The sequence below is a fragment of the Cellulomonas sp. NPDC055163 genome (assembly GCF_053607065.1).
In genome coordinates this window covers 76984-100464 of the sequence record NZ_JBSGSU010000001.1, presented here as the reverse complement: position 1 = coordinate 100464, position 23481 = coordinate 76984, and the positions used below count along the sequence as shown (strand labels likewise).

21 protein-coding genes and 1 tRNA gene are annotated in these 23481 nt (G+C 74.9%); 10 read left to right on the top strand and 12 right to left on the bottom strand.

Annotated elements, in window-relative coordinates; translation table 11 throughout:
• The first annotated feature begins 6 nt into the window (after positions 1 to 6).
• The 3 genes from ACWFNE_RS00440 to ACWFNE_RS00430 all read left to right on the top strand — a co-directional run bounded on the left by ACWFNE_RS00440 (position 7) and on the right by ACWFNE_RS00430 (position 2288).
• A complete protein-coding gene (locus ACWFNE_RS00440; RefSeq protein WP_452120480.1) occupies positions 7 to 795 on the top strand; it encodes an NUMOD3 domain-containing DNA-binding protein in 789 nt (262 codons plus the stop codon).
• Positions 788 to 1762 (top strand): class 1b ribonucleoside-diphosphate reductase subunit beta, encoded by a 975-nt coding sequence (gene nrdF, locus ACWFNE_RS00435; protein ID WP_452120479.1) that lies wholly within the window; start codon positions 788 to 790, stop codon positions 1760 to 1762. The genes ACWFNE_RS00440 and nrdF overlap by 8 nt, the downstream gene beginning before the upstream one ends.
• A gap of 139 nt (positions 1763 to 1901) precedes the next feature.
• Positions 1902 to 2288, top strand: a complete 387-nt coding sequence (locus ACWFNE_RS00430; protein ID WP_452120478.1) for an HNH endonuclease — start codon at positions 1902 to 1904, stop codon at positions 2286 to 2288.
• A 79-nt stretch (positions 2289 to 2367) separates the two neighbouring features.
• Here ACWFNE_RS00430 and ACWFNE_RS00425 read toward each other — a convergent pair whose 3' ends face one another.
• Both ACWFNE_RS00425 and ACWFNE_RS00420 read right to left on the bottom strand, forming a co-directional pair.
• Positions 2368 to 3087: a phosphotransferase gene (locus ACWFNE_RS00425; RefSeq protein ID WP_452120477.1), complete on the bottom strand. Its 720-nt coding sequence runs from the start codon at positions 3085 to 3087 to the stop codon at positions 2368 to 2370.
• Between the two features lie 176 nt (positions 3088 to 3263).
• On the bottom strand, positions 3264 to 5021 hold the full coding sequence (locus ACWFNE_RS00420; protein WP_452120476.1) for a CAP domain-containing protein: 1758 nt from the start codon (positions 5019 to 5021) through the stop codon (positions 3264 to 3266).
• Positions 5022 to 5282: 261 nt separating this feature from the next.
• Here ACWFNE_RS00420 and ACWFNE_RS00415 point away from each other — a divergent pair, with 261 nt between their 5' ends.
• Complete coding sequence (locus tag ACWFNE_RS00415; RefSeq protein WP_452120475.1) at positions 5283 to 5585, top strand: DUF1540 domain-containing protein; 303 nt, start codon at positions 5283 to 5285, stop codon at positions 5583 to 5585.
• A gap of 131 nt (positions 5586 to 5716) precedes the next feature.
• On the opposite strand, the gene ACWFNE_RS00410 is transcribed toward ACWFNE_RS00415, so the two are convergent.
• Positions 5717 to 6490 carry a hypothetical protein gene (locus tag ACWFNE_RS00410; protein ID WP_452120474.1) on the bottom strand — a complete coding sequence of 258 codons (774 nt, stop codon included), beginning with the start codon at positions 6488 to 6490 and terminating at the stop codon, positions 5717 to 5719.
• A gap of 199 nt (positions 6491 to 6689) precedes the next feature.
• Between ACWFNE_RS00410 and ACWFNE_RS00405 the strand changes: the two genes are divergently transcribed.
• The 4 genes from ACWFNE_RS00405 to ACWFNE_RS00390 all read left to right on the top strand — a co-directional run bounded on the left by ACWFNE_RS00405 (position 6690) and on the right by ACWFNE_RS00390 (position 13636).
• Positions 6690 to 10655, top strand: a complete 3966-nt coding sequence (locus tag ACWFNE_RS00405) for a sigma-70 family RNA polymerase sigma factor (protein ID WP_452120473.1) — start codon at positions 6690 to 6692, stop codon at positions 10653 to 10655.
• Positions 10656 to 11002: 347 nt separating this feature from the next.
• Complete coding sequence (locus ACWFNE_RS00400; protein ID WP_452120472.1) at positions 11003 to 12058, top strand: methionine ABC transporter ATP-binding protein; 1056 nt, start codon at positions 11003 to 11005, stop codon at positions 12056 to 12058.
• Positions 12055 to 12732: a methionine ABC transporter permease gene (locus tag ACWFNE_RS00395; RefSeq protein WP_452120471.1), complete on the top strand. Its 678-nt coding sequence runs from the start codon at positions 12055 to 12057 to the stop codon at positions 12730 to 12732. Before ACWFNE_RS00400 ends, ACWFNE_RS00395 begins: the two co-directional genes overlap by 4 nt.
• 58 nt (positions 12733 to 12790) lie before the next feature.
• Positions 12791 to 13636: a MetQ/NlpA family ABC transporter substrate-binding protein gene (locus ACWFNE_RS00390; protein ID WP_452120470.1), complete on the top strand. Its 846-nt coding sequence runs from the start codon at positions 12791 to 12793 to the stop codon at positions 13634 to 13636.
• A gap of 115 nt (positions 13637 to 13751) precedes the next feature.
• Here the strand turns inward: ACWFNE_RS00390 and ACWFNE_RS00385 are convergent, their stop codons facing one another.
• Positions 13752 to 14102 (bottom strand): hypothetical protein, encoded by a 351-nt coding sequence (locus ACWFNE_RS00385; protein ID WP_452120469.1) that lies wholly within the window; start codon positions 14100 to 14102, stop codon positions 13752 to 13754.
• 368 nt (positions 14103 to 14470) lie between these two features.
• Positions 14471 to 15106 (bottom strand): uracil phosphoribosyltransferase, encoded by a 636-nt coding sequence (upp, locus tag ACWFNE_RS00380; protein ID WP_452120468.1) that lies wholly within the window; start codon positions 15104 to 15106, stop codon positions 14471 to 14473.
• Between the two features lie 282 nt (positions 15107 to 15388).
• On the opposite strand from upp, the gene ACWFNE_RS00375 reads away from it, so the two are divergent.
• Positions 15389 to 15886 (top strand): nucleoside deaminase, encoded by a 498-nt coding sequence (locus ACWFNE_RS00375; RefSeq protein ID WP_452120467.1) that lies wholly within the window; start codon positions 15389 to 15391, stop codon positions 15884 to 15886.
• A 9-nt stretch (positions 15887 to 15895) separates the two neighbouring features.
• Here ACWFNE_RS00375 and ACWFNE_RS00370 read toward each other — a convergent pair whose 3' ends face one another.
• Positions 15896 to 16699, bottom strand: coding sequence for an NAD-dependent protein deacetylase (locus ACWFNE_RS00370; protein ID WP_452121121.1), 804 nt, complete (start codon positions 16697 to 16699; stop codon positions 15896 to 15898).
• A 318-nt stretch (positions 16700 to 17017) separates the two neighbouring features.
• On the opposite strand from ACWFNE_RS00370, the gene ACWFNE_RS00365 reads away from it, so the two are divergent.
• Positions 17018 to 17104 (top strand) — tRNA-Ser (locus ACWFNE_RS00365).
• 222 nt (positions 17105 to 17326) lie between these two features.
• Here the strand turns inward: ACWFNE_RS00365 and ACWFNE_RS00360 are convergent.
• The 6 genes from ACWFNE_RS00360 to ACWFNE_RS00335 all read right to left on the bottom strand — a co-directional run bounded on the left by ACWFNE_RS00360 (position 17327) and on the right by ACWFNE_RS00335 (position 23296).
• Positions 17327 to 18112, bottom strand: a complete 786-nt coding sequence (locus tag ACWFNE_RS00360) for a hypothetical protein (protein WP_452120466.1) — start codon at positions 18110 to 18112, stop codon at positions 17327 to 17329.
• Between the two features lie 126 nt (positions 18113 to 18238).
• A complete protein-coding gene (locus ACWFNE_RS00355; RefSeq protein ID WP_452120465.1) occupies positions 18239 to 19132 on the bottom strand; it encodes an RNA polymerase sigma-70 factor in 894 nt (297 codons plus the stop codon).
• 10 nt (positions 19133 to 19142) lie between these two features.
• Positions 19143 to 19958 carry a carboxymuconolactone decarboxylase family protein gene (locus tag ACWFNE_RS00350; protein ID WP_452120464.1) on the bottom strand — a complete coding sequence of 272 codons (816 nt, stop codon included), beginning with the start codon at positions 19956 to 19958 and terminating at the stop codon, positions 19143 to 19145.
• A 78-nt stretch (positions 19959 to 20036) separates the two neighbouring features.
• A complete protein-coding gene (locus ACWFNE_RS00345) occupies positions 20037 to 21962 on the bottom strand; it encodes a M3 family metallopeptidase (protein WP_452120463.1) in 1926 nt (641 codons plus the stop codon).
• Positions 21963 to 22109: 147 nt separating this feature from the next.
• Positions 22110 to 22403, bottom strand: a complete 294-nt coding sequence (locus ACWFNE_RS00340; RefSeq protein ID WP_452120462.1) for a DUF1905 domain-containing protein — start codon at positions 22401 to 22403, stop codon at positions 22110 to 22112.
• A gap of 65 nt (positions 22404 to 22468) precedes the next feature.
• Positions 22469 to 23296 (bottom strand): TspO/MBR family protein, encoded by an 828-nt coding sequence (locus tag ACWFNE_RS00335; RefSeq protein ID WP_452120461.1) that lies wholly within the window; start codon positions 23294 to 23296, stop codon positions 22469 to 22471.
• Positions 23297 to 23481 lie beyond the last annotated feature (185 nt).

Below are 23481 nucleotides of genomic sequence, written 5' to 3'. Positions count from 1 at the left end.
GTGCCCGTGGGCGTCGTCTATGGCGTCCGGCTGGCCAGCACGCCCGAGTTTCGCTACGTCGGGATCACGACAGCGGGTGCGCGCCGTCGGTTCGGGCAACATGTGACGAAGGCGCGGAATGGTATTCGGACGCCGTTCTACGACTGGCTGCGCAAGCACGAGCACGACGACGTGGTGTGGGAGGTGCTCGAGACCGTGCGCACAGACCTGCATGCGCTGGGCGAGGCAGAGATCGTCTGGATCTCCCTCGCTCGGTCTGCGGGGCACCGGCTGCTGAACGTCTCCGAGGGTGGGCTGGGGCCGACGGGCGTTGTCTGGACCCCGGCGCAACGGGAGGCCGCGCGGCTGCGGTCGCTCGGTCGGAAGGGTGCCAGCCGACCCGGAGCGCTCAACCCGTTCTACGGGGGTCGACACAGCGAAGCGCAGCGTCGACGTTGGTCGGAGACCCGGCGGGGAACGAACGTCGGCCCGGACAACGCGAACTACGGGCTGTTCGGGCCGGCCCATCCCTCGTACGGCCACACGATGTCGGACGAGGCGCGACGAGCACTTTCCGAAGCGCGCACAGGTCCCGGGAACCCGAACTACGGAAGGTCGGCGAGCGCGGAGACGCGGGCGAAGCGCTCCGCAGCTCAGAAGGGCGTCCCGAAGCCGTCCAGTGCGCGCAGTGCCCATACGAGGTACCACACGAACAAGGGCGTGGTCAGCCTTCGCTGTCGCTTCTGCTCCGAGGCGGCGCCGGCCGCCTCTACCATCGACAGCTCGACAACGGGAGATGTGCAGTCACATGAGTGAGAAGCTGAAGCTGGTCAGCCGCGTCTCGGCGATCAACTGGAACCGCCTGGACGACGACAAGGACGCCGAGGTGTGGGACCGCCTCGTCGGGAACTTCTGGCTCCCCGAGAAGGTGCCGGTCTCCAACGACATCCAGTCGTGGGCGACCCTGACCCCGCAGGAGCAGGAGCTCACGATGCGGGTCTTCACCGGCCTGACGCTCCTGGACACGATCCAGGGCACGGTCGGCGCGGTGAGCCTGATCCCCGACGCGATCACGCCGCACGAGGAGGCCGTCTACACGAACATCGCGTTCATGGAGTCGGTGCACGCCAAGTCGTACTCGTCGATCTTCTCGACGCTGTGCTCGACGCGGGAGATCGACGACGCGTTCCGCTGGTCGGAGGAGAACCCCAACCTCCAGCGCAAGGCCGAGATCGTCATGGACTACTACCGCGGCGACTCCCCGCTCAAGCGCAAGGTCGCGAGCACGCTGCTCGAGTCGTTCCTCTTCTACTCGGGCTTCTACCTGCCCATGTACTGGTCGAGCCGGGCGAAGCTCACGAACACGGCCGACCTGATCCGCCTCATCATCCGTGACGAGGCCGTGCACGGGTACTACATCGGCTACAAGTACCAGAAGGGCCTCGAGAAGCTCTCGGAGGCCGAGCGCGCGGAGCTCAAGGACTACACGTTCGAGCTGCTCTTCGAGCTGTACGACAACGAGGTCGAGTACACGCAGGACCTCTACGACGGAGTCGGCCTGACCGAGGACGTCAAGAAGTTCCTGCGCTACAACGCCAACAAGGCGCTGATGAACCTCGGCTACGAGGCGCTGTTCCCGCGCGACGAGACGGACGTGAACCCGGCGATCCTCTCGGCGCTGTCGCCGAACGCGGACGAGAACCACGACTTCTTCTCGGGGTCCGGCTCGTCGTACGTCATCGGCAAGGCCGTGAACACCGAGGACGAGGACTGGGACTTCTGACGTCCTGACCCCGGTACCACCGCGCGGCCGTCGTCTCCCCGGAGGCGGCGGCCGCGCGTCGTCGGGTCTGCCCGCAGCACGGCCGGGCGGCACCGCGCGGCACCGTCAGAGGAGGGCCGGGCCTCCGTATGCTCGCCCAATGGCAAGCACGAGCCGCCGGGCCCGCGCCGCGAACCGGCGGAAGCGGCGGATGGGCGCGGTCGAGCACGACCTCGACGCGGCCCAGTGGGCGGAGCTCCAGGCGGCGTGGGGCGGCTGCGCCTACTGCGGGGCGCCCGCCGGCGTGGACCCGCTGCAGCGCGACTGCGTCCTGCCGATCTCGCGCGGGGGCCGGTACACCTGGGACAACGTGGTCCCCGCGTGCCGCTCGTGCAACGCGAGCAAGTGCAACACCGAGGTCACGGCGTGGCTGCGGCGCAAGCGGCTCGACGAGCGCCAGTTCCTGCTCCGGCACGCCGAGATCCGCGTGGCCCTGCGCGCCGGCGAGGCCCCGGACGCTGTGGCGCTGACGTCGCCGTCCCCCTGAGACGCCGCCACGGCGGGGGAGTGTCCGGTGGTACTCGGGCTCGCCGCGGACGTCGAGCGCGTCGCCGGCGGGACCGGGGTCAGGAGTGCGAGCCGTGCGCGTACCTGGTGACGAGCGCGGCGGCGGCCGGAACGAGCTCGCGCTCCCCAGGGACCAGGTGGGTGTCCCGGGTGCGCAGCCGCACGGCCTCGTCGAGCGCGGGGAGCGGGTCGTGGTCGACGGCCGCGAGGAACGCGACGAGGAGCACCTGCGCGGCGTTCGAGTAGTCGCCGCCCTCGTCGGCCGCGACCTCGGCGAGCAGCAGGGCCGTCGTCGCGACGTCGAGCGCCGCGCTGCCGAGCCGAGCGGCCGACCAGTCGACGACCGCAGGCCCGTGCGACTCGGTGAGGACCACGTTCCCGGGGTGCAGGTCGAGGTGCACGACGACGTCGCCCGGCGCCCCGACCGTGAGCAGGTCGTCCTCCGGCGCCGGGAGGCGGTGCAGCCGGTTGAGCAGCTCGGCGAGCACGACCGCGCCCTCGCGCAGCGGAACCTCCTCGGCGGCGAGCGCCTGGAGCAGCGTCGGGCCGTGCAGGCGCTCCATCTCGAGGTCGGCGCCCTCGGCCCGGAACACCTGCGCTGCGGGGAAGCCGTGCGCCCAGACGTGCCGGACGACCGCGGCCTCGCGCAGCACGCTCTCGCCGTGCCGGTTGCGGCGCAGCACCCGGTCGTCGTCGAGCGCGTACACGTCGGCGTCGCGACCCGAGGTCAGGAGCGGCCCGGGGGCGTCGTCGTGCGGAGCGAGCTGCGCGGGATTCATAGACCGACGTTAGACCTGTTCACGCCCGTTGTCGCCCGTCCTTGACGATTCCATGAGGCGAGTGCGGTGCGCGCTTGCCGCACGGTGCGCCGTGCGCCCGCCGCACCCCGGCCACGGCCGCGCGTGCAGCGGGCCGGGCCGGGCCGGGCCGGACTGGGTACCGGGGATCCGTCGGGTCAGCGGTACGTCGCGAAGTTCTGCGTCGACCACAGGTAGCCGCGCGAGTCCAGCGCGGCCCCGACGCCGATCGACGTGAAGCGCGGGTCGAGGATGTTCGCCCGGTGACCCGCGGAGTTCATCCAGCCCGTGAAGATGCGCTCCGCGTTGTCGCCGTAGCCGCCCGCGTAGCCGACGTTCTCGCCCCACGACGACCAGCCGGGCTCGATCTGCGCCCCGACCTGCGGGTTGTGCGACAGCACCCTCGTGCGCGCCATCTCGACCGTCCAGGCCTCGGCGACCTCACCGAGGCGCGCGCGGTACTGCAGCGGCGCGAGCCCGTTCTCGGCGCGCACCTGGTTGACGCGGCCCACGATGTAGGCCTCGGGGCTCCCTGGTGCCGGGGAGCCGGGGACGGGCGCCGGCGTGGTGGGTACGGCCGTCGGGGCGGGCGTGGTCGGTGCAGGCGTCGGCGTGGGGGACGACGTCGGCGCCGGGGTCGTCGGCGACGGGGCGGGCGAGCCCCCGACGAAGTAGCCCTGCACGTCAGCGATGAGCTGGGTGCTGCCGGCGTTGTTGTACAGGGTCACCTGGTTCCGGTTGGGCCCGCCGAGCTGGAGCACGACGTTGTTGGCCCCGTCGATCCCGGGTCGCGGGTTGAGCGACGAGGTCAGGGTGCAGGTGGACAGCGGCGTGCCGGTCGGGCACGTCGAGACGAACGTCGGCTCGGACGTGCGCGACGCGGTCACGTTCATGACGACGGCCGTCGCACCCGTGGGAACCCCGGGCAGCGTCAGGACGGTGGCCTGACGGGTCCCGAACGGTGCGAACGACATCACGCGGGCGGGCGGCACCGGCAGGTAGCGCCCCGCGCCCGGCGTCGCGGCGGCCGTCGTGAAGTAGCCGGTGACGTCCGCGATGAGCCGCACGTTCCCGGCGTTGTTGTAGAGCGTGATCTGGTTCCCCGCCGGACCGCCGAGCCTGACGACCGCGAAGTTCGCGAGGTCACGCCCGGGGAACGGGTTGAGCGCGGAGGACGCCGAGCACTCGCCGATCGGCTGGCCCGCGGGGCACGCCGAGACGAACGACGGGGCGCTCGCGGCGGTCGACGTGAGGTTGACCGCGACGGCCGTCGCACCCGGCGGGGCGTCGGGCAGCGTGAGGGTGTGCGCCTGGCCCGGGCCCATCGCCTGGAACGACAGCACCCGGTGCGGGGTCACGGGCGCGTACCCGGCGCCGGTACCGGTCGCCGCGGACACGTAGAAGCCGTGCAGGTCCGCGATGAGCAGGAGCGAGCCCGAGCCGTTGACGAACGTGACCTCGTCCTTGTTCAGGCCACCGAGCCCGACGAGCGCGGCCGACGGCGTGTCCTCCCCGCCGGCCGGGTTGAAGGCCGACGTCGCGCGGCAGGTGTCGATCGGCGTCCCCGCCGCGCACGCCGAGACCGCCGTCGAGGCGGTCCCGCGGACCTGCGTCGCCGTGAGGTTGAGGGCCACCGCGGTCGCACCGGCGGGGACCCCCGGGATGCGCAGCGTGCGGGTCGACCCCGGTCCCATCGGCGCGAAGCTCATCACCCGGCGCGGCGTCACGGGCTGGTAGAGCGACTCCGCGGGTGCGGTGGCCGCCGCGGCGGGCTCGACGACCGCCGACGGCACGACCAGTCCCGCCGTGAGGAGCGCGAGCGCGCCGGCGGCGAGCGCGAGGCGCGCGGTCCACGGGCGGGTCGAGCGGGGCGGGGTGGTGGCGCGGGACGATCCGGGCCGGGCGACAGCGATCACGAGCAACCTCTCGGGTCAGTGCTTCCTCACCCGCCCCATCGGCTGTCGGGGCCGTCCCGCAAGTGGTCGGGACGATCCGGTCGCGACGCCGCATCACGGGCGGGTGCAGGCGGGCGCCCGGGCGTGGTCGGTGGTGCACGGGGAGGCCGGAGCGACGACGGCGCGCGCACCGGTCGACCCGTCCCCTGGGCACGGCCAGCCCTGCGGGTCTACGGTCGAACGGGTCAGCACGATCCGTACGACACCCACTCGGAGGTCAGGATGAGCGCCCTCACGGACATGCCCGCCGTCAGCGAGTGTTCGGTCGACCAGTGCTCCTACAACGACCACCACCACGGCTGCCACGCCGAGGCGGTGACGATCGGGGGGAGCGGCGCCGACGCGGCGTGCGCGACCTTCATCCCGCTCGACGTCAGGGGCGGCCTCGACCGCGTCGTATCGCACGTGGGCGCGTGCCAGCGCGTGGACTGCGCGCACAACGACCACCTGGAGTGCGGTGCCCCGGCCGTCCGGGTCGGTGCGGGCCGCGACCTCGCGGACTGCCTGACGTACACGCACCGCTGACCGGCGCGCGGGCGGTCCTCGGGCCGTGACGTCGGCTGAGCCCCCCGTGCCCAACCGACGTCACGGCCGGAGAAGCGTTCACGCCGGGACGGCGAGGGGATCCAGCAGTCCCGGCGGAGCTGGGTCCCGTGTCAGCGGGAGATCTCCGCGAGGAGCTGCACGGCGCGCTCGTGCGTGCGCGGGAGCTGCTCGGTCCAGATGCGCGGCGGCTGCCGCACGAGGTCCCGGACCTCGAGCGCCTCCGCCTGGTGCGTGATCTCGAGGCGAGCGACGGAGATGCCGGGGCCGAGCTCCGGGTCCCGCTCGGCGAGCACCGCGAACAGCCCGCCCCCGAGCGTCGCCATCGGGTGACCGGGACCGTAGGCGTTGCGGAGCGCGGCGCCGACGGCGGCCGAGCGCGCCATGCGCGTCCACGGCGACACCTCGGCGGCGGCCACGTCGACGAGCACGAGGCAGTGCGTGAGCTGGGCGAACGTGTCGTCCCGCTCGGCCTCGCCGTACGTCTCACCGAGCCGCGTCACGAGGTAGTCGCGCGTCGGCAGGCCCGACTCGGGGTCGAGGCACGAGCCCATGAGCAGCGCGCCGCCCTGCGCGGCGGACCAGCCCTCGCACAGCGCCCGCACGACCGCGAGGGGCGGCTCGACCGCACCCGTCGAGCGGTAGAGGCACGCGAGGTCGTCGATCGCCTCGGAGATCCCGACCCCGGCGCCGCCGCGCACCTCGCCGAGCCGCTCCGCCGGCGCGGACGGGTCGCGTCCGGCGAGCACAGCCTCCACCACCGCGTCGACCGCGGGGTGGTACCAGTCGGCTGGCCGGAGCCACACCGACTCGGCGCTCTGGCTCCGCCAACGCTCGCGGAGAGCCGGCGGAACTGCCTGGCTGCTGTCCGGTCCTGTGGTCGTCACACCGGATGAGAGTGCGCTTCCCCGCTCCTATGACGCGGTTTCGGGCGAAGTTTTTCGAGACAGATCCTGGAGAACCCGCGGATGTGCGACCCTAGTCGTCCCGGGGGGCCGTGGACAGCAGCGCTGCAGGTCGCCCGGGACTGACGCACGGCCCTGGGGGAGCGGCCGCGCGCAGGACGACGAGCGAGGAGCGGTGCGGATGAGCAGCGCCGGGGTCGAGGACACGGTCCTCAGCGACGCCGAGCTGATCACTGCTGCCCGGACCGGCGACTCGGACGCGTTCGGCCACCTGTACGAGCGCCACGCCGGCGCCGCGTGGGCCGTCGCGCGCCAGTACACGAACTCCGCCGCCGACGCCGAGGACGTCGTCGCCGACGCGTTCACGAAGGTCTACTCGATCATCCAGACCGGCGGCGGCCCGGACGTCGCCTTCCGCGCGTACCTGTTCACGGTCGTCCGGCGCCTCGGCATGCTCCGCGTCCAGGGCGGGCGCCGCGTCGAGCCCACCGACGACGTCACGACGTTCGAGTCCGCCGTCGGCCCGGCCGCGTCGACCGAGGACCCCGCGCTCGAGGGCTTCGAGCGCGGCGTCGTGTCGCGCGCCTACCGCACGCTGCCCGAGCGCTGGCAGGCCGTGCTCTGGTACACCGAGGTCGAGGCGATGAGCCCGGCCCAGATCGCGCCGCTGCTCGGGCTCAGCGCGAACGGCGTCGCCGCCCTCGCCTACCGCGCCCGGGAGGGCCTGCGCCAGGCCTACCTGCAGGAGCACCTGCAGGAGCCGCTCACCGAGGGCTGCCGTGGCGTCTCCGGCAAGCTCGGCTCGTACGTGCGCGGCGGGCTCGCCAAGCGAGAGACCGCGCAGGTCGACGCGCACGTCGAGACGTGCGGGGACTGCCGGGCGCTGCTGCTCGAGCTCGGCGACGTCAACCACGGCATGCGCGTCGTCGTCGCGCCGCTCGTGCTCGGCGTGCTCGGGCTCGGCGCGCTGTCGCACGGCCTGCCGATCGGCGGCGGCATCGCGTCGGGCTTCGCAGCCCTGGGGGAGGCCGGCACGGCGGGGACCGCGGGTGCGGGCGCCGGTGCCGGAGCCGGGGCGGGTGCCTCGGCCGGGGCCGGTGCGGGAGCGGCCGGCACGGGCGCGGGCGCGGCGGCGGGCACCGGTGCGGCGAGCGTCGCGGTCGGTGCCGGCGCGGTCGGGGCGACCACGGGGGCCGCGGCGGGCTCGGCGGCTGCGGCCGCGGGTGCCGCGGGCGCCACGGGACTGGCGGCGCTCGTGGGTGCGCTGCCCGTCGGGGTGCTCGGGGCTGTCGCGGCGACGGTGGCCGTGGGTGCCGCGGTGGCCGTCGGCGGGGTCCTCGGCGTGTTCTCGGGCGACGCCGCACCCACCAGCGAGGCCGACGGGCCGCTCGCCTCCGCGTCGCCGACACCCACGTCGACCCTGCGCCCGTCCGCGTCGCCGACGCCGACCGTCCTACCGACCATCGCCCCCACGGACCTGCCGACGCTCGAGGCGGAGCCCGACGACGAGCTCGACACCACCACGCCGTCCGACGAGGACGCCACGGGTACGGGCGTGGCAGGCCCGCGCACGAGCCCGACGACGGCACCGCGGGCGGGGACGGGCGTCGATCCCGACGCCGAGCCGGACCCCGACGTGACGCTCGAGCCGGAGCCGGACCCCGACGAGACGACGCCCCCGCCGGCCCCCGCGACGATCGGCGTCGCGGCGACCCAGGCCGACGTCGTCCTGACCGCGGGCGCGTCCAACCGGCTGAGCGTCGAGCTCGTCAACAGCGGCGGCCTGGCGGCGACGGACCTGGTCGCCACGGTGACGCTGCCGAGCGGCGTGAACATCGACGAGGTCCGCACCGAGCTCGCGCCCATCGCGCTCGCGGGCGGCGCCGCGGGCCGGTTCGCCGTGGCGCCCGAGTCGACGACGTGGGTGTGCGGCCCGGCGCGGACCGCCGGGGCCGGGCGCTCGGTGGCCGAGTGCACGCTCGACACGCTGCCGCCGAACGCGTCCGCGCGCCTCGTCCTGCAGGTCGTCGCGGACGAGACGGTGGACGCCGACCCCGCCGCCGAGGTCACGATCGCGGTCCGCGGGACGGGACTCGCGACGCAGACCAGGCCGATCTCCCTGCGGACCCCGATCGCCGCGTCCGCCCCGCGCCTCGCGCACGGCGGCTCGGCGACCTCCGTGCCGCTCGTCGTCCCCTCGGGCGACGCCCGCCACGCGCGCCCCTTCACGCTCGACCTCCTGAACGCGGGGCAGAGCGCGACCAGCGCCGCCGGGATCACGCTGCGGCTCCCGGCCGGCGTGCACGCCGTCCCGCCGCCCGCGGGAGACCTGTGGGCGTGCACCGCCGCGTCGGCGGGGACCGGTGACGTCGTCACGTGCGGCCTCGCGAGCGGGCACTCGCTGCCCGGGCGCAGCACGGCCGTCGACCTCACGCTCGGCCTCTACGCCGACGGCTCCGCGGCGCGTGCCCTCGACACCGCGCTCGTGTACTCGCTGCAGCCGGACGCGCCAGGACGCAGCCAGGACCAGCGCCTCGCGCTCGGCGTCGACGGGTACCTGCAGGTGACGTCCGCCGCGGGCGCCGTCGAGCTCGCCGGGCCGGACGCCCAGGTGGACGTCCCCGTGACGGTGACGAACGTGGGCGGGCGCACGGTCGACGTCCCGACGCTGCGGCTCACCGCCCCCGACGGGGCGCGCTGGGCCGCGGACCCCGTGACGACCCTCGGGTGGGCCTGCAGCCCGCCGCAGTCGCCGTACGAGCCGGGGGCAGGCGGGGACACCGTCGTGTGCACGGGCGCGCCCCTGGCTGCCGGTGCCGCGGTCCAGGTCGGTGCGCGGCTCGTGAAGAACGGGATGTCGGAGCACGGGACGCTCGGCACCGCGGAGATCGCGGTCGAGACGCCCGGCGTCGCCGGACCTTTCCCCGCGGCGCGCGTCCTGGTCCGGGCGCTCCCGTACGGCCCCGACCCGACGCCCACGCCCACGCCGTCGGTCACGCCGACGCCGAGCGCGACGCCCACGCCGTCGGTCAGCCCGACACCGAGCGCGACGCCGACGGTCTCGCCGACGCCGAGCGCGACGCCGACGCCGACGGTCACCCCGACGGTCACGCCGACGCCGACCCCCACGGTCACGCCGACGCCGACCCCCACGGTCACGCCGACGCCCACGCCCAGCGTGACGCCGACCCCGACCCCGTCGGGGAGCCCGACGGCACCCGTGGCGACCCCGCGCTACGTCTCGCCGGGCTCCGGGCACACCGTCACCGAGATCGGTGCGCCGCTCCTGACGTGCACGGCCCGCGGCCCGCGTGACGCGTGCACGCCGGCGCTCGCAGGGACGTCCGGCAGCGACGACCTGACCCTCGTCCCGCTCAACGCGGCGGGCGGGCGCACGGTCTCGTCGTCCGCGACGCTGGACCTCCCGGCCGGCCGCGAGGTCGCCTGGGCCGGGCTGTATTGGGCGTCGAACAGCGTCCACACGCGGGCGAACCCGCTCCCCGCGGTCGAGCGGATCTCGGTCCGCCCGCCCGGGACCGTCGGGTACACGCCCGTCACGGGCAAGGTCACCGTGCTCGCCGAGCACGGCTCGGGCCGGCCGAGCGAGTTCCAGGCCTTCGCCGACGTCACCGCACTGGTGTCCCAGCACGGGGCGGGCGCGTGGTCCGTCGCGGACATCGCCGACCTGCGGGACGGTTCGCTCGTCGACGCCTACGCGGGCTGGGCCCTGGTCGTGGTCTACGCGGACCCGGAGGGGGGCCAGGTGGCGGTGCACGACACTCCGCTGCGGGCGCGGGACGCGAGCACGCCGACCCTGACGGTCGCGACCGAGGCCGGCGGGAGCGCGCGGATCGGCGTCGTCGCCTGGGAGGGCGACCGCGGCCTGCGCGGCGACCGCCTCCTCCTCGACGGCTCGGCGCTCACGCCGAAGCGCGCCGGGTCGAGTGTCGGCAGCCCCGACAACGCGTTCGACGGGACCGCGACGGGCTACGCGTCCCCGAACTCCCTGATGGTTGACGCCAAGGGCTTCGCGCGCGTCCCGACGACCGGCTCGACCGCCGTGCTCCGGCCGACGTCCGCCGCCCCGGACCACGACGACTACGTGCTCGGCGTGGTCACGGTCGAGACGCGTCCGGCCGGCCGCTGACCCTCGCGGCGCGCTCGACCCGTGCGCTCCGCCGCGCGGCGTCCGCGGGTCGCCCGGTGCGAGCCGGTTTCTGCGTCGCTCACCCGCTGTGGTCCAATAGGTCCTGTGACCGGGACGAGCACCGACAGCCCGACGCCTGCGCGCGTCGCGTGTCGAATGTGCTGTCCCGGGGCGTGTCGCAGCCTCTGAGCTGACTCCCGCCCCGTCGCGCCGCCCGCCGGCGCCCGTGGAGCCCTGCGCTCCGACCGTCCTCCCACGGACGGGCACGCACCAGCACGGACCCTTCCCTGGCACAGCGGCCGCCGCGCGTCGGCCCGCCGCCGTCCGGCACGACCTCCGAGGACCTCGTGAGCACCGAACCCCACATCCGCCTGACGGCGCTGCGCAAGGTCTACCCGGGCGCGGGCGCCACCGCCGAGGTCGTCGCGCTCGACGGGATCGACCTGGCGGTCGAGCGCGGGCGCATCCACGGCATCGTCGGCCGCTCGGGCGCCGGGAAGTCGACGCTGATCCGGTGCCTGACGGTGCTCGAGCGCCCGACGTCCGGCGCCGTGGTGATCGACGGCGAGGAGCTCTCGGCGCTGCCCGAGGCGCGGCTGCGGGAGGCCCGGCGCCGCATCGGGATGGTGTTCCAGCACGTCAACCTGCTCGACTCGCGGACCATCGCGCAGAACGTCGCCTACCCGCTCGAGGTCGCCGGGGTGCCCCGCGCGCAGCGGGCGGCGCGCGTGCAGGAGCTCCTGGACCTCGTCGGGCTCGGGAACCGCGCGGGCGCCTACCCCGCGCAGCTCTCGGGCGGCCAGCGCCAGCGGGTCGGCATCGCCCGGGCGCTCGCGACGGAGCCCGCCGTGCTGCTGTGCGACGAGCCGACGTCGGCGCTCGACTCCGCGACGACCCGGCAGATCCTCGGCCTGATCCGCGACCTGCGGGACCGCCTGGGCATCACGGTGCTGATCATCACGCACGAGATGGCCGTGGTCCGGGAGATCTGCGACTCCGTGACGCTGCTCGACCACGGGCGCGTGGCCGAGCAGGGGGCGGTCGCGGACGTCGTCGCGGCGTACGGGTCGCGGCTCGCGCGCGAGCTCATCCCGGTGCCCGACCTGCCGCTCGGCGAGGAGCGCCAGCTCGTCGAGGTCGCCTACTCGACCGACGACGTCCCGACCGCGGACGTGCTCGCGGCCGTGGCGGCCCTCGGCACGGGGGTCGAGGTCGCGGCGGGCACGATCGAGACGCTCGCAGGTCGGCGGGTCGGGCGCCTCCAGCTCGACGTGCCCGCGGCCGACGTGCCGGCGGCGCTCGACCGGCTGCACGCCGTCGGCCTGCACGCCGTCGTCAGCGCCGACGGGGATCCGGGCGCCGGCGGCGCCGCCCGCGCGACCGGTGCGGGGGTGACCCGATGAGCTTCCTCGACGACCTCGTGACGAGCCCCGTGATCCAGGAGAAGCTCCCGGAGGCGACGTTCGAGACGCTGGCGATGGTCGGTGTGTCCTCGCTGCTCACCGCCGTGCTGGGCCTGCCGCTCGGGCTGCTGCTCGCCGCGACCGCGCGCGGTGGGATCACGTCGAACGCCCTGGTCAACGGCGTCGTGGGCTTCGTCGCCAACGTCGTGCGGTCGGTGCCGTTCCTCATCCTCATGATCGCGGTCATCCCGTTCACGCGCCTGGTGGTCGGGACCTCGCTCGGCTGGGAGGCGGCGGTCGTGCCGCTGACCATCGGCGCGGTGCCGTTCTTCGCGCGGCTCGTCGAGACCTCCGTGCGCGAGGTCAGCCCCGGCAAGGTCGAGGCCGCGCGCGTCATCGGCGCGACCCGCTCCGGGATCGTCGTGCAGGTGCTCGTCCGCGAGGCGCTCCCGGCGCTCGTCGCGAGCCTCACGGTCACGGTCATCGCGCTCGTCGGGTACTCCGCGATGGCCGGGGTGATCGGCGGCGGCGGCCTCGGCGCACTCGCCATCTCGTACGGCTACCAGCGCTTCGACCCGCCCGTGATGGTCGCGTGCGTGGTCGTGATCGTGCTCATCGTCGTCGTCGTCCAGGCCGTGGGCGACGCCGTGGCGCGCCGCCTCGACCACCGCTGAACCCCACCCACCCCCCTACCCCACCCGCCCCACGAGGGCCCACGTCCGAGGAGGACACATGAGGAAGACCCTGAGCACCCTCGCGCTCACCGCCGCCGCAGCCCTGGTGCTCGCGTCGTGCGGCTCGGGCTCCGAGGAGACCCCTGCAGCCGACGACGCCTCCGAGACCGGCGGCATCACCACCCTCAAGGTCGGCGCCAGCCCGGTGCCGCACGCCGAGATCCTCGAGTTCGTCGACGAGGAGCTCGCCGAGGAGGCGGGCCTCGACCTCGACATCGTGACGTTCGACGACTACGTGCTGCCGAACACGGCGCTCGCCGAGGGCGAGCTCGACGCCAACTACTTCCAGCACCTGCCGTACTTCGAGTCGCAGGTCGAGGAGCAGGGCTACGAGTTCGACCACTTCGAGGGCGTCCACATCGAGCCGCTCGGGATCTACTCGGAGAAGCTCGAGTCGCTCGACGACGTGCCGGACGGCGGCACCGTCGGCATCACGAACGACCCCGGCAACCAGGCGCGTGCCCTCGACCTGCTCGAGGCGAACGACCTCATCACCCTCGAGGACACCGGCGACGCGCTGCCGACGCTGCTCGACGTCGCGGAGAACCCGAAGAACCTCGAGCTCATCGAGACGGCGCCCGAGCAGCTCGTCCGTGCGCTGCCGGACGTCGACCTCGCGATCATCAACGGCAACTTCGCTCTCGAGGCGGACCTGAACCCCGCCGAGGACTCGCTCGTGCTGGAGTCCGGCGAGGACAACCCGTACGCGAACTTCCTGGCGTTCCGCTCCGAGGACAAGGACTCGGAGGCCCTCGCGACGCTCGACGAGCTGCTCCACTCGGCGGACGTGAAGGCGTTCATCGAGGAGCGGTGGCCGAACGGCGAGGTCCTGCCGGCGTTCTGACAGGTACCACACCACGACGAGGCCCCCGGTGCACCTGCACCGGGGGCCTCGTCACGTGGGTCGCGCCGCCGGTCGACGTGGTCCCCCGACCTCGGTCGACCAGCGGCGCGGGTCCTCAGCGGGCGTCCCCCGAGCCGCCGAGGACGTCGGGGGAGGCGTCGAGCAGCTGCAGGCGCGTGACCCGGTCGCGCACGGTCCGCACGTCGTCCGGCTGCGCCGGGGTCGGGACGAGCGACAGCGCGGTGAACGTCTCGGCGGCCGGCAGCAGCTCGCGTGCGAGGTCGCGCAGCATCTCGGCGGCGGCGGCGATGTCCTCCGGACGTGTCGCCGTCGCGGCCGTGGTGTCCTCCTCGGACGCGAGCCCGACGTAGAGGATGAGGCCGGCGCGCCCCGCGAGCGGTGCGCCGGGGTCGGGCGCGGGGCGCGCGCGTCTCAACGACGGCGGGAGGTCGGCGGACAGGCTCATGGGGTGTCTCCGGGGTGCGTGGCAGCAGCGTGCGGGGGCGCCGAGGCGGCGGGGTCGGGCGGTCCGGGTGGTCAGGACCAGCGACACGTCGCTGCCTCGACCGCATACGTCGCGCGGCGCACCGGACAGGTGCGGTCGGCGCGGTGCGGGGAGATCACGGTCGAAGCCTCACACGCACGACGCGGCCCGGCCAACCGTTATGCGGGATGGTCTCAGCGGGTGAGAAGCGGATGAGGACCGCGGAGACGGTCCAGGCAGACGTCCGGCCCGGCCCCGCGCCGAGGCGGGTGCCGGGCCGGAAGGAGGCCGGGACGTCCGGTCGCTCGGTCCGCGCGGGGCGGCGGCGGGCCGGGCGGGGATGCGTGCGGTCAGACGACGCCGTACAGCCGGTCGCCGGCGTCGCCGAGCCCGGGGACGATGTACGCCTTCTCGTTGAGCCGCTCGTCGACGGCCGCGACGACGACCTTCACGTCGACCCGGTCGCCGATGGCCTGCTCGAGGACCTTCAGGCCCTCGGGCGCGGCGAGCAGGCACACCGCGGTGACGTCCCGGGCGCCCAGCGCGAACAGGTAGTCGATCGCCGCGACGAGCGTCCCGCCGGTCGCGAGCATCGGGTCGAGCAGGAAGCACTGGCGACCGGACAGGTCGTCGGGCAGGCGGTTCGCGTAGGTGATCGCCTCGAGCGTCGTCTCGTCGCGCTGCATGCCGAGGAAGCCGACCTCGGCCGTCGGGAGCAGGCGGGTCATGCCCTCGAGCATCCCCAGCCCGGCGCGCAGGATCGGCACGACGAGCGGGCGCGGGTCGGCGAGCTTGGTGCCCGTCGTCCGGGCGACCGGGGTCTCGATCTCGTGCGGCTCGACGTGCACCTCGCGCGTGGCCTCGTAGGCCAGGAGGGTCACGAGCTCGTCGACGAGGAGGCGGAACGTGGGGGAGGCCGTGTCCTTGTCCCGCAGCACCGTCAGCTTGTGGGCGACGAGCGGGTGGTCGGCGACGTGCAGGCGCATGGGGCCAACCTACCGTCCGTCCACACTGCGGGACGGCCGGGGGACGCCGGGGGCGGTTCGGGCCGGAGACGGCCGGGGACGGCCGGGGGCGGTGCGGGCCGGAAACGGCCGGGGGACGGCCGGGGGTGGTGCGGGCCGGGCGGAGCCTCCCGCTCCGGGCGGCCCGGACCGGCGCAGGGCGGATCCGCGGGACGTGCGGCGTGGGGCCGGCGGGCCTGCTGGCCGGCGGGTCTGCGGGTCTGCGGGTCTGCGGGTCTGCGGGTCTGCGCGAGGATGGGGCGCATGACCGGGACGGCCGACGACGCGCGGCACATGGGGCTCGCGCTCGACGAGGCGCGGCACATGGGGCTCGCGCTCGACGAGGCGCGGGCGGCGCTCGCGACCGGGGATGTGCCCGTCGGCGCGGTCGTCGTCGGGCCGGACGGCGCGGTCGTCGGGACCGGCCGCAACGCGCGCGAGGCGGCGGGCGACCCGACCGCGCACGCGGAGGTCCTCGCGCTGCGTGCCGCGTCGGCTGCGCTCGGGCGGTGGCGGCTCGACGACTGCACCCTCGTGGTGACGCTCGAGCCGTGCCTCATGTGCGCGGGGGCGACCGTCCTGGCGCGCGTCCCGCGGCTCGTGCTCGGCGCGTGGGACCCCAAGGCGGGGGCGTGCGGGTCGCAGTGGGACGTCGTGCGCGACCGGCGGCTCAACCACCGGGTCGAGGTCGTCGGCGGGGTCCGCGAGGACGAGTGCGGCGCGGTGCTGCGCGACTTCTTCGCGGGGCACCGGACCGGCTGAACGGCGGAGTCAGACCGGGGGCAGCGACCGGGCGAGCTCGGTGAGCACCTCGGAGGTGCCCGCGTCCACCTTCAGCGTGGCGAGCGGGTCGCCGCGCGTCGCGCCGCGGTTGACGATGACGACCGGCATGCCGGCCTTCGCGGCGTGCCGCACGAACCGCAGCCCCGACATGACGGTGAGCGAGGACCCCGCGACGAGCAGCGCGTCCGCGGCGTCGACCATGGCGAACGCCCGGGCGACCCGCTCCTTGGGCACGTTCTCGCCGAAGTACACGATCTCGGGCTTGAGCATCCCGCCGCAGCGCTCGCAGTCCGCGACATGGAAGTGCGCGGTCGTCTCGATGACCGCGTCGGCGTCGGGCGCGATCTCGATGTCCCCGACCGCCGCGCCGACCGACTCGACGAACCCCGGGTTGAGCTCGTCGAGCCGCCGGTCGAGCGACGCCCGCGGGACGACGTGCCCACAGCTCAGGCAGATCACGCGGTCGTACCGGCCGTGCAGGTCGATGACGTCGATGCTGCCCGCCTCCTCGTGCAGCAGGTCGACGTTCTGCGTGATGACTCCGACGAGCACCCCGCGCGCCTCGAGCTCCGCGAGCGCCCGGTGCCCGGCGTTCGGCTCGGTCCGGCGCATGTGCTGCCAGCCCACGTGGTTGCGCGCCCAGTAGTGCCGCCGGAACGCCGGGTCGCCCACGAACTGCTGGAAGGTCATCGGGTTGCGCGGCGGGGAGTCCGGGCCGCGGTAGTCGGGGATGCCCGAGTCCGTCGAGAGGCCCGCGCCCGTGAGGACGGTCACGCGCCTGCCGGCCAGCAGCGCGGCGGCGTCGGCGGCCGTGCCGGTGGGCGGCGCGGGGGCGGACGGCGGGGCCGCGGTCGCCGGGGACGACGGTGACCCGGTCGTGAGCGGGCTCGGCGGGGTGGGCACCGCTCCACGGTACGACGGGGTGCGCCGGCGCTCGCGGCGAGCGGTGGCGAGCGGTGGCGGGCGCGGCGGTCGGGGACGCGACGCCGCCCGCTCGACCGGTGGCCGGGCCGCTGGGCCGACGCGAACCGGGTGCGTCAGGCCGTCGCGACGACCCGTCGATCCTCCGATTACGGACCACGGCCTCCGACCGGGTACCCTTCTCGGCGAGGTAGCGTGTCCGAGCGGCCTAAGGAGCACGCCTCGAAAGCGTGTGTGGGTGAAAGTCCACCGTGGGTTCAAATCCCACCGCTACCGCTCTGGGTTCTGATGCGTTCAGGCCCGTGAAGTGGCAGAACCCCTCGCGAGGGCCCGGACGGGCGTCTCGCGGGGGGTTCTGTCATGTCCGGCCGCGGGCCTGGCGCGCCGGTCGGCGCCTCGCGACGGGCCGAGCGGACTCGGCGCGAGCGGCGCGCCGTCGAAGGGGATCACCCCGCCGTGGGCCCGGCCGCGGGCCTGGCGGGGTCGGCCGGGCGGAGCTCACGGGACGCGGAAGTCGAAGGCGTCGGGCTGCCGGCGACCGTACTTGTCCCGGAGGAAGTTGCCGGTGGTGCTGAGCTCCGCCGTCAGGCGACGGCGGCGGCTCGCGTCGAGCGCGTCGGCCTGGCCGGCGAGGATCCGCAGCTGCTCGGTGAGCTCCTCGTCGGGGGTGCGCCCGTCGGGCTGGCGCTCCTGCCGCCTGCTCGGCGGGATCGCCAGGTAGCTCGTGAGGACGGCGGGCAGGTACTCGCGGGTCACCGCCTCCAGCTCGTACTCGAACCGCGCGTCCCCGGTGGGCTCACGCTGCTCGGCTGCGATCACGGCGTCCAGCACCTGGCAGATGTGCAGGACGGTCCCGTGAGCGTTCCCCGGCAGGCGGTTCCGGTTCCGGTCCGCGTGCACGCGGACCCGTGCGACCGCCGCGGGCAGGTGCTCCGACCCCGCGCCGGCGGCGGCGCGCCGCGTGCGGGCCGCCTCGACGACGGTGGACACGGCGGCCGGGACCCGCTTCCACCACCGGTTACGCGCCGGGAGCCACAGGTCTCGCAGGTGCCAGGAGCGGACGCCCGAGGCACCCATGGCGGCGACCGCGAGCAGGGCGGGCGGTCCCCAGAGGTCGAGCACGAACACCGCCACGGAGAAGGCCCCGGCGTAGAGCAGGCCCTCCAGGGCCGTCCTGAGGTCCTTCCGCACCGCGCCGATGACGAGCACCAGGTACGCGAGCAGGGGCAGGAAGACGAGGACGGCCGCCACCTTGACGACGTTGCCGAGCGTCAGCCGCGACACGGTCAGCTCCTTCCCAGGCCGGCCCGGGTTCACCACGTGGCCTCCTCGTGCGGTCGGGGTCCGAGCCGATTCTCTCAAGCCTGTCAACGGCGCGGCCGGCCGGCCGCGCGCGCCCGGCCGCCCGGGTCACCGGCTCAGATCCACCTCCTCCCCGAGCCACCCGAGCTTGTCGGGGTTCGCGACCGACCACACGTGCGTCACGCGCCCGTCGGCGACGGTGAACGCCACGACCGCGACGAGGTGCCCGTCGAGCTCCATCCGCAGTCCCGCCTCGCCGTTGACCCGGGCCACCGTGGCGACCAGGGTCCCCTCGGCCTTCGCCATGCCGCCGACGAGGTAGCGCGCCAGCCGCTCGGCCCCGACGATCGGCCGCCGTGCCGCGCCGCGGACCCTCCCGCCGCCGTCGGCCACCGCGACGACGTCGGGCGCGAGGACGGCGAGGAGCGCGTCGAGGTCGCCGGTGTCGAGCGCCGCGACGAGCCGGGTCACGACCTGCTCGTGCTCGGCGGCGACGACCCGGACCCGCGGGCGCCGTGCGGCGACGTGGGCCTGCGCCCGGTGCGCGATCTGCCGCACCGCTGCGGGGGTCTTCCCGACGGCCGCGGCGATCTCGTCGTACGGCACGTCGAACACCTGCCGCAGGACGAACACGACGCGCTCGGCGGGCCCGAGCGTCTCGAGCACGGTGAGCATCGCGAGGGAGACGCTCTCCGCGAGCTCGACGTCGTCCGCCACGTCGGGTCCGGTGAGCAGCGGCTCCGGCAGCCACTCGCCGACGTACTCCTCCCGGCGCCGCGACACGGTCCGCAGGTGGTTGAGCGCCTGCCGCGTGACGACCCGGACCAGGTAGGCGCGCGGGTCCCGGACCTCCGAGCGGTCGACGGACGCCCACCGGAGCCACGACTCCTGCAGCACGTCCTCCGCGTCGCCGGCCGAGCCGAGCATCTCGTACGCGACGGTGAACAGCAGCCGGCGATGCGCGACGAACGGGTCGTCCTGCGAGGGTGCGACGTGGGTCACCGGTCCGCCCCTACCGGCCGTCCGCAGCACGGGTCGTGCCGAGCACGCCGGCCGGGCCCGCCGGGCCGAGCACGCCGGCCGGGCCCGCCGGGCCGAGCACGCCGGCCGGGCCCGCCGGGCCGAGCACGTCGGCTGCGTCCGTCGAGCCGGTCGGGCCGGTCACGCCGGTCGCGCCCGTCGAGCTGACGACGCCGGTCACGCTCGTCGAGCCGGGCACGCGGGCCGACGCGATCCCCCCGGCCGCGCCCGCCCGGCCGGCCGCCGCTGCGAGCGGCGGGAGCCCGCACGAGTCGGCCAGGTGCTCGGAGCGGATCCCGAGCGCGAGGTTCATCCGCGCCGACATGTTCATGAACGCGACCCTCGCGGCGAGCTCGACGAGCGCCGCCGGCCCGAGGTCGGCCAGGAGCGCGTCCGACAGGGCGTCGGTGACGGCCGGCGGGGTCTGGCTCGCGGCCTCCGCGTACTCCATGACCCGGCGCTCACGCAGGCTGAAGACCGTCGAGTCCCGCCAGCGCGGCACCTCGCGGACCTTCGCCTCGTCGAGCCCGTGGTTGTGGGCCACGAAGTACTGCAGGTCGAGGCAGAAGCCGCAGCCGACCGTCGCGGCCGCCGCCATCGCCGCGTACGACGCGAGGTCCGGGTCGAGAGCGTCCCAGCGCTCGACCTTGCGGCCGAGGCCCATCGCGTCCTTCATGACCGTCGGGTGGTGCCACAGCACACCCACGGAGTCGGGCACCCGGCCGAGCATCCTGCGGGCTGCGAGCTTCACGAGCGTCCCGTAGGCGCCGGTGACCTCGGTCGGGGGGATGCGCGTCTGGGTGGTCATGGCTGCTCCTGGGTCGTCGGGCGGGAACTCCGTCGACATGAAGACACCGGCCGCAGCCCGGCTGTGACACCCCGCCCGTCAGACCCCCGTGCCCTCCGCGAGCCACGCCTCGAACGCCACGAACGACGACGGCCGCCCGAGGAACCGCTCGACGAGCTCCGCGGCGTCCGCCGACCCGCCGGGCGCGAGGATCGCCTCGCGGTAGCGGCGGCCGACCACGGGGTCCATGAGCCCGTCCGTGAACGCCGTGCGCAGGTCCTTCGCGATGACCAGGCTCCAGAGGTACGTGTAGTAGGCGGAGCCGTACTCGTCGAGGTGCCCGAACCCCGCGTACTGGTGGCTGTCGGCGACCGGGGTGTACGGGCCGAACCGCGCGTCGACGTCCGCGGTGAACGCCGCGAGGTCCGCGGGCGGGTCGGCGTGCAGGCCGTAGGAGAGCGCCGTGAAGTTGAGCTGCCGTCGGGTCCACGCCCCACGGGCGAAGGCGTCCGCCCGCCGCATGCGCTCGACGAGCGCCGCGGGGATGGGCTCACCGGCGGCGTCCGTCGCGAACGACGCGAGCACGCCGGCGTCCCAGCCCCACTCCTCGAGCAGCTGGCTCGGCGCCTCGACGAAGTCCCACTCGGTCGCGACCCCGGAGAACATGGCCCACGGCTGGTGCCCGCCGAGGACCTCGTGGACCAGGTGCCCGAGCTCGTGGAAGAACGTCAGGACGTCGTCGTGCTCCAGCAGTCCCGTCGGGAAGTTGCACACGAGCGCGCCCTCGGGCAGCGACCGGCCGGCGATGCCGGGCCGCAGCGGGAACTGCGCGGCGTGGTTGAACTTGCCGGCGCGCGGGTGCATGTCGAGGTAGACGCGGCCGACCGGACGGCCGCCGTCGGTCACGTCGTAGACCTCGACGTCCTCGTGCCACGTCGGGGCGTCCACGCGCTCGAGGGCGATGCCGAACAGGCGCTCCATCACGCCGAGCACGCCCGGCTTCACGGCCTCGTACCGGAAGTACTCGCGCACGGCGCGGGCGTCGACGTCGTACTGCTCGTTCTTGACGACCTGCTCGTAGAACAGGTTGTCCGCCGGGGTCAGCGCCGTCGCGCCGGGGACGTCCTGCCGGTACCGGGCGAGCATGACGTCGACGTCGTGCGCCGCCGCCGTCGCCGTGAGGGCGTCGAGCCGCTCGACGAGGTCGGCGATCGCCTGCCCGGAGCCGATCATCTTGACCTCGGCGTCGTACGTCGGCCAGTCCGGGTAGCCGAGCAGCACGGCACGCTCGGCGCGGAGCCGCAGCAGCTCGGCCAGGACCGCCTCGTTCGCCGGCCAGCCGATGCGCTGGTGCTCGCGGGTCAGCGCCAGGCGGACCTCGGGGTCGGACGCGTAGGTGCGGACCGGCAGCAGGTCGGGGTACTCGGTGGTGAGCGTCACGAGGCCCTCGTCGTCGGCCGGGTGCTCGGCGAGGAAGTCCTCGGGCAGTCCCGCGAGCTGCTCGGGGCGCACGCGCACGGTGCGGACGTCGTCCCGGATGTTGCGCGCGAACTCCAGGCCGAGCTCGGTGCACCTCTGGGCGAGCGCGCGCAGGCGCTCGCGGTCCTCGGGCGAGCGGTCGACGCCCGCGCGGCGGAAGTCGCGCAGCACGTGCTCGCGCACCCGGGCGGCCCCCGCGTCGAGACCCTCGGGGTCGGTCGCGGCGAGGACCTGCCACAGCTCGTGGTCGAGCCCGCGCCGGGTGACGAGGTCCTCCGCGGCCTGCGCACGCTCCTCGGCGGCGGCGCGCAGGTCGGGATCGGGGTGCACCTCGGCGAGCAGGTGCGCGGCGGACGACGCGGTCGCGATCGCGACGTCGGCGTCGTTCCACAGGTCGAGGACCTCGACGGCGGTGCGCGCGGTGCCGTCCTTGAGGCGGGCGAGCAGTGCGCGCGCGTCGTCGAGCGACGCGTCGACGGTGCTCGCGAGGTAGGCCGGCCAGGCGCCAGGCTCGGCGGGGAACGTGGTGGGCTGCGCGAGGGGCATGGACCGACGATAGCCACGCGGGGGAGCGGCGGGCCGCCCGTGTGGACGCGGGGTTCGCGGGCCGGCGGGTTGCCGGGCTGGGGGTGGCCAAGCCGGGCAGCGTGCGACGGCACGGGGCGCCGGGCGGGACCTCGCCGACCGGGACGGTCAGCGGGCGGGCCCCACGACGAGCCGCACCGTGACCGTGTCACCCAGCTCGAGCCCTTCCGCCCGGCGGACCGCCACCTTGACGGGGACGAGGTAGCGGCCGTCGCGCGGGAACAGCGACGTCTCCCACGCGGTGCCGCCGACCCGCGCGAGCACCGGGATGACGCCCCACCCGTACGTGACCTGGGACGCCACGGCCCCGATGGCGGCGCTCTCCGAGCCGGGCACGGGGACGTAGTGGTACGGCGCGGGGCCGCGCCAGTAGATGATCTCGCCGCTGAACTCGAGCTCCATCGTGCGAGCATCCCGCACCGTCCCGGTGCGTGTCGCGGGTGCGGACCGGACCCCGCCGGCGAGCGTCACGCCTGGCGGCGGGCCGCGAGGGTCGTGACCACGGGCGCGAGCAGCGCGACCGCCGAGGCGACGAACGCCGCCGTCGCGACGGTCTCGTCGACCACCGGGCCGTTCGTGCGGCCGAGCCCGATCCACGCCAGGCCCCAGGCCATGGCGAGCCCGGCCGGGACCACGACGCTCGGGCGGGTGCGTCCGACGACCGCGTACGCGACCGCGAGCGCCGCCGCGGCGGCGAGCACCACCACGGACCACGCCGTCGCACCGAGGCCGAGCTCCCCGACCCCGGCGTCGGCGAGGATCGCGGCGATGTTCGCGAGCGACGCGACGCTGACCCAGCCGAGGTAGAGCCCGGCGGTGACGTCCGTGACCCAGGACGTCGCGGTCCCCGTGTGCGGGATCCGGACGAGCCGCACGAGGATGACGGCGAGCACCGCGAGCAGCGTCAGGATGACGACGACGCTGGCCAGGACCGACCCGGCCTGCACCACGCCGATCCACAGCGCGTTGAGCAGCATCGACGCGAGGACCCACCACGAGACGGCGCGCAGGCGGGGGTCGGCGGCCTGGCGGGGGAGCGCCTGGACGACCGCGAAGAGCGCGAGGCCGGTGTAGATGACCGACCAGATGGAGAACGCCGGGGTGTCTGGCGCGAGCGGCGTCGCCGTCGCGGAGAGCGCCCCGCCCGCGGCCTCGGCGATCGGCTGCCCGCCGAACGCGCCGGAGCCGAGGGCGGCGCCCGCGATGGCGACGGCGGCACCGACCAGGACGGTGACCTGGCGGACCCGGTCCCGGGACGTCACAGGGGCTGCGGCGGCCGTGCTGGTGGTCTGCATGGGACCCAGCATGGCGGTACTCAGCATGCTGAGCATCTCGAGCGACGCCCAGCGCGACCGGGCGGCCTCCGCGGCGCCCACCCGCGCGAGCAGGCCTGGGGCGGCGGGACCAGAAGGCCCAGAGGCGAGGAACGAAAAAGTGGAAGGAGCAGGCAAGGGCGAGGACCGGGGCAGAGGGGTTCAAA

Excerpts from the sequence above, each read along its gene's own strand:
- nrdF (WP_452120479.1), top strand. The coding sequence starts at position 788 with ATGAGTGAGAAGCTGAAGCTGGTCAGCCGCGTCTCGGCGATCAACTGG.
- ACWFNE_RS00430 (WP_452120478.1), top strand. The coding sequence starts at position 1,902 with ATGGCAAGCACGAGCCGCCGGGCCCGCGCCGCGAACCGGCGGAAGCGG.
- ACWFNE_RS00425 (WP_452120477.1), bottom strand. The coding sequence starts at position 3,087 with ATGAATCCCGCGCAGCTCGCTCCGCACGACGACGCCCCCGGGCCGCTC.
- ACWFNE_RS00415 (WP_452120475.1), top strand. The coding sequence starts at position 5,283 with ATGAGCGCCCTCACGGACATGCCCGCCGTCAGCGAGTGTTCGGTCGAC.
- ACWFNE_RS00405 (WP_452120473.1), top strand. The coding sequence starts at position 6,690 with ATGAGCAGCGCCGGGGTCGAGGACACGGTCCTCAGCGACGCCGAGCTG.
- ACWFNE_RS00395 (WP_452120471.1), top strand. The coding sequence starts at position 12,055 with ATGAGCTTCCTCGACGACCTCGTGACGAGCCCCGTGATCCAGGAGAAG.
- ACWFNE_RS00390 (WP_452120470.1), top strand. The coding sequence starts at position 12,791 with ATGAGGAAGACCCTGAGCACCCTCGCGCTCACCGCCGCCGCAGCCCTG.
- ACWFNE_RS00385 (WP_452120469.1), bottom strand. The coding sequence starts at position 14,102 with ATGAGCCTGTCCGCCGACCTCCCGCCGTCGTTGAGACGCGCGCGCCCC.
- upp (WP_452120468.1), bottom strand. The coding sequence starts at position 15,106 with ATGCGCCTGCACGTCGCCGACCACCCGCTCGTCGCCCACAAGCTGACG.
- ACWFNE_RS00375 (WP_452120467.1), top strand. The coding sequence starts at position 15,389 with ATGACCGGGACGGCCGACGACGCGCGGCACATGGGGCTCGCGCTCGAC.
- ACWFNE_RS00350 (WP_452120464.1), bottom strand. The coding sequence starts at position 19,958 with ATGACCACCCAGACGCGCATCCCCCCGACCGAGGTCACCGGCGCCTAC.
- ACWFNE_RS00345 (WP_452120463.1), bottom strand. The coding sequence starts at position 21,962 with ATGCCCCTCGCGCAGCCCACCACGTTCCCCGCCGAGCCTGGCGCCTGG.
- ACWFNE_RS00340 (WP_452120462.1), bottom strand. The coding sequence starts at position 22,403 with ATGGAGCTCGAGTTCAGCGGCGAGATCATCTACTGGCGCGGCCCCGCG.
- ACWFNE_RS00335 (WP_452120461.1), bottom strand. The coding sequence starts at position 23,296 with ATGCAGACCACCAGCACGGCCGCCGCAGCCCCTGTGACGTCCCGGGAC.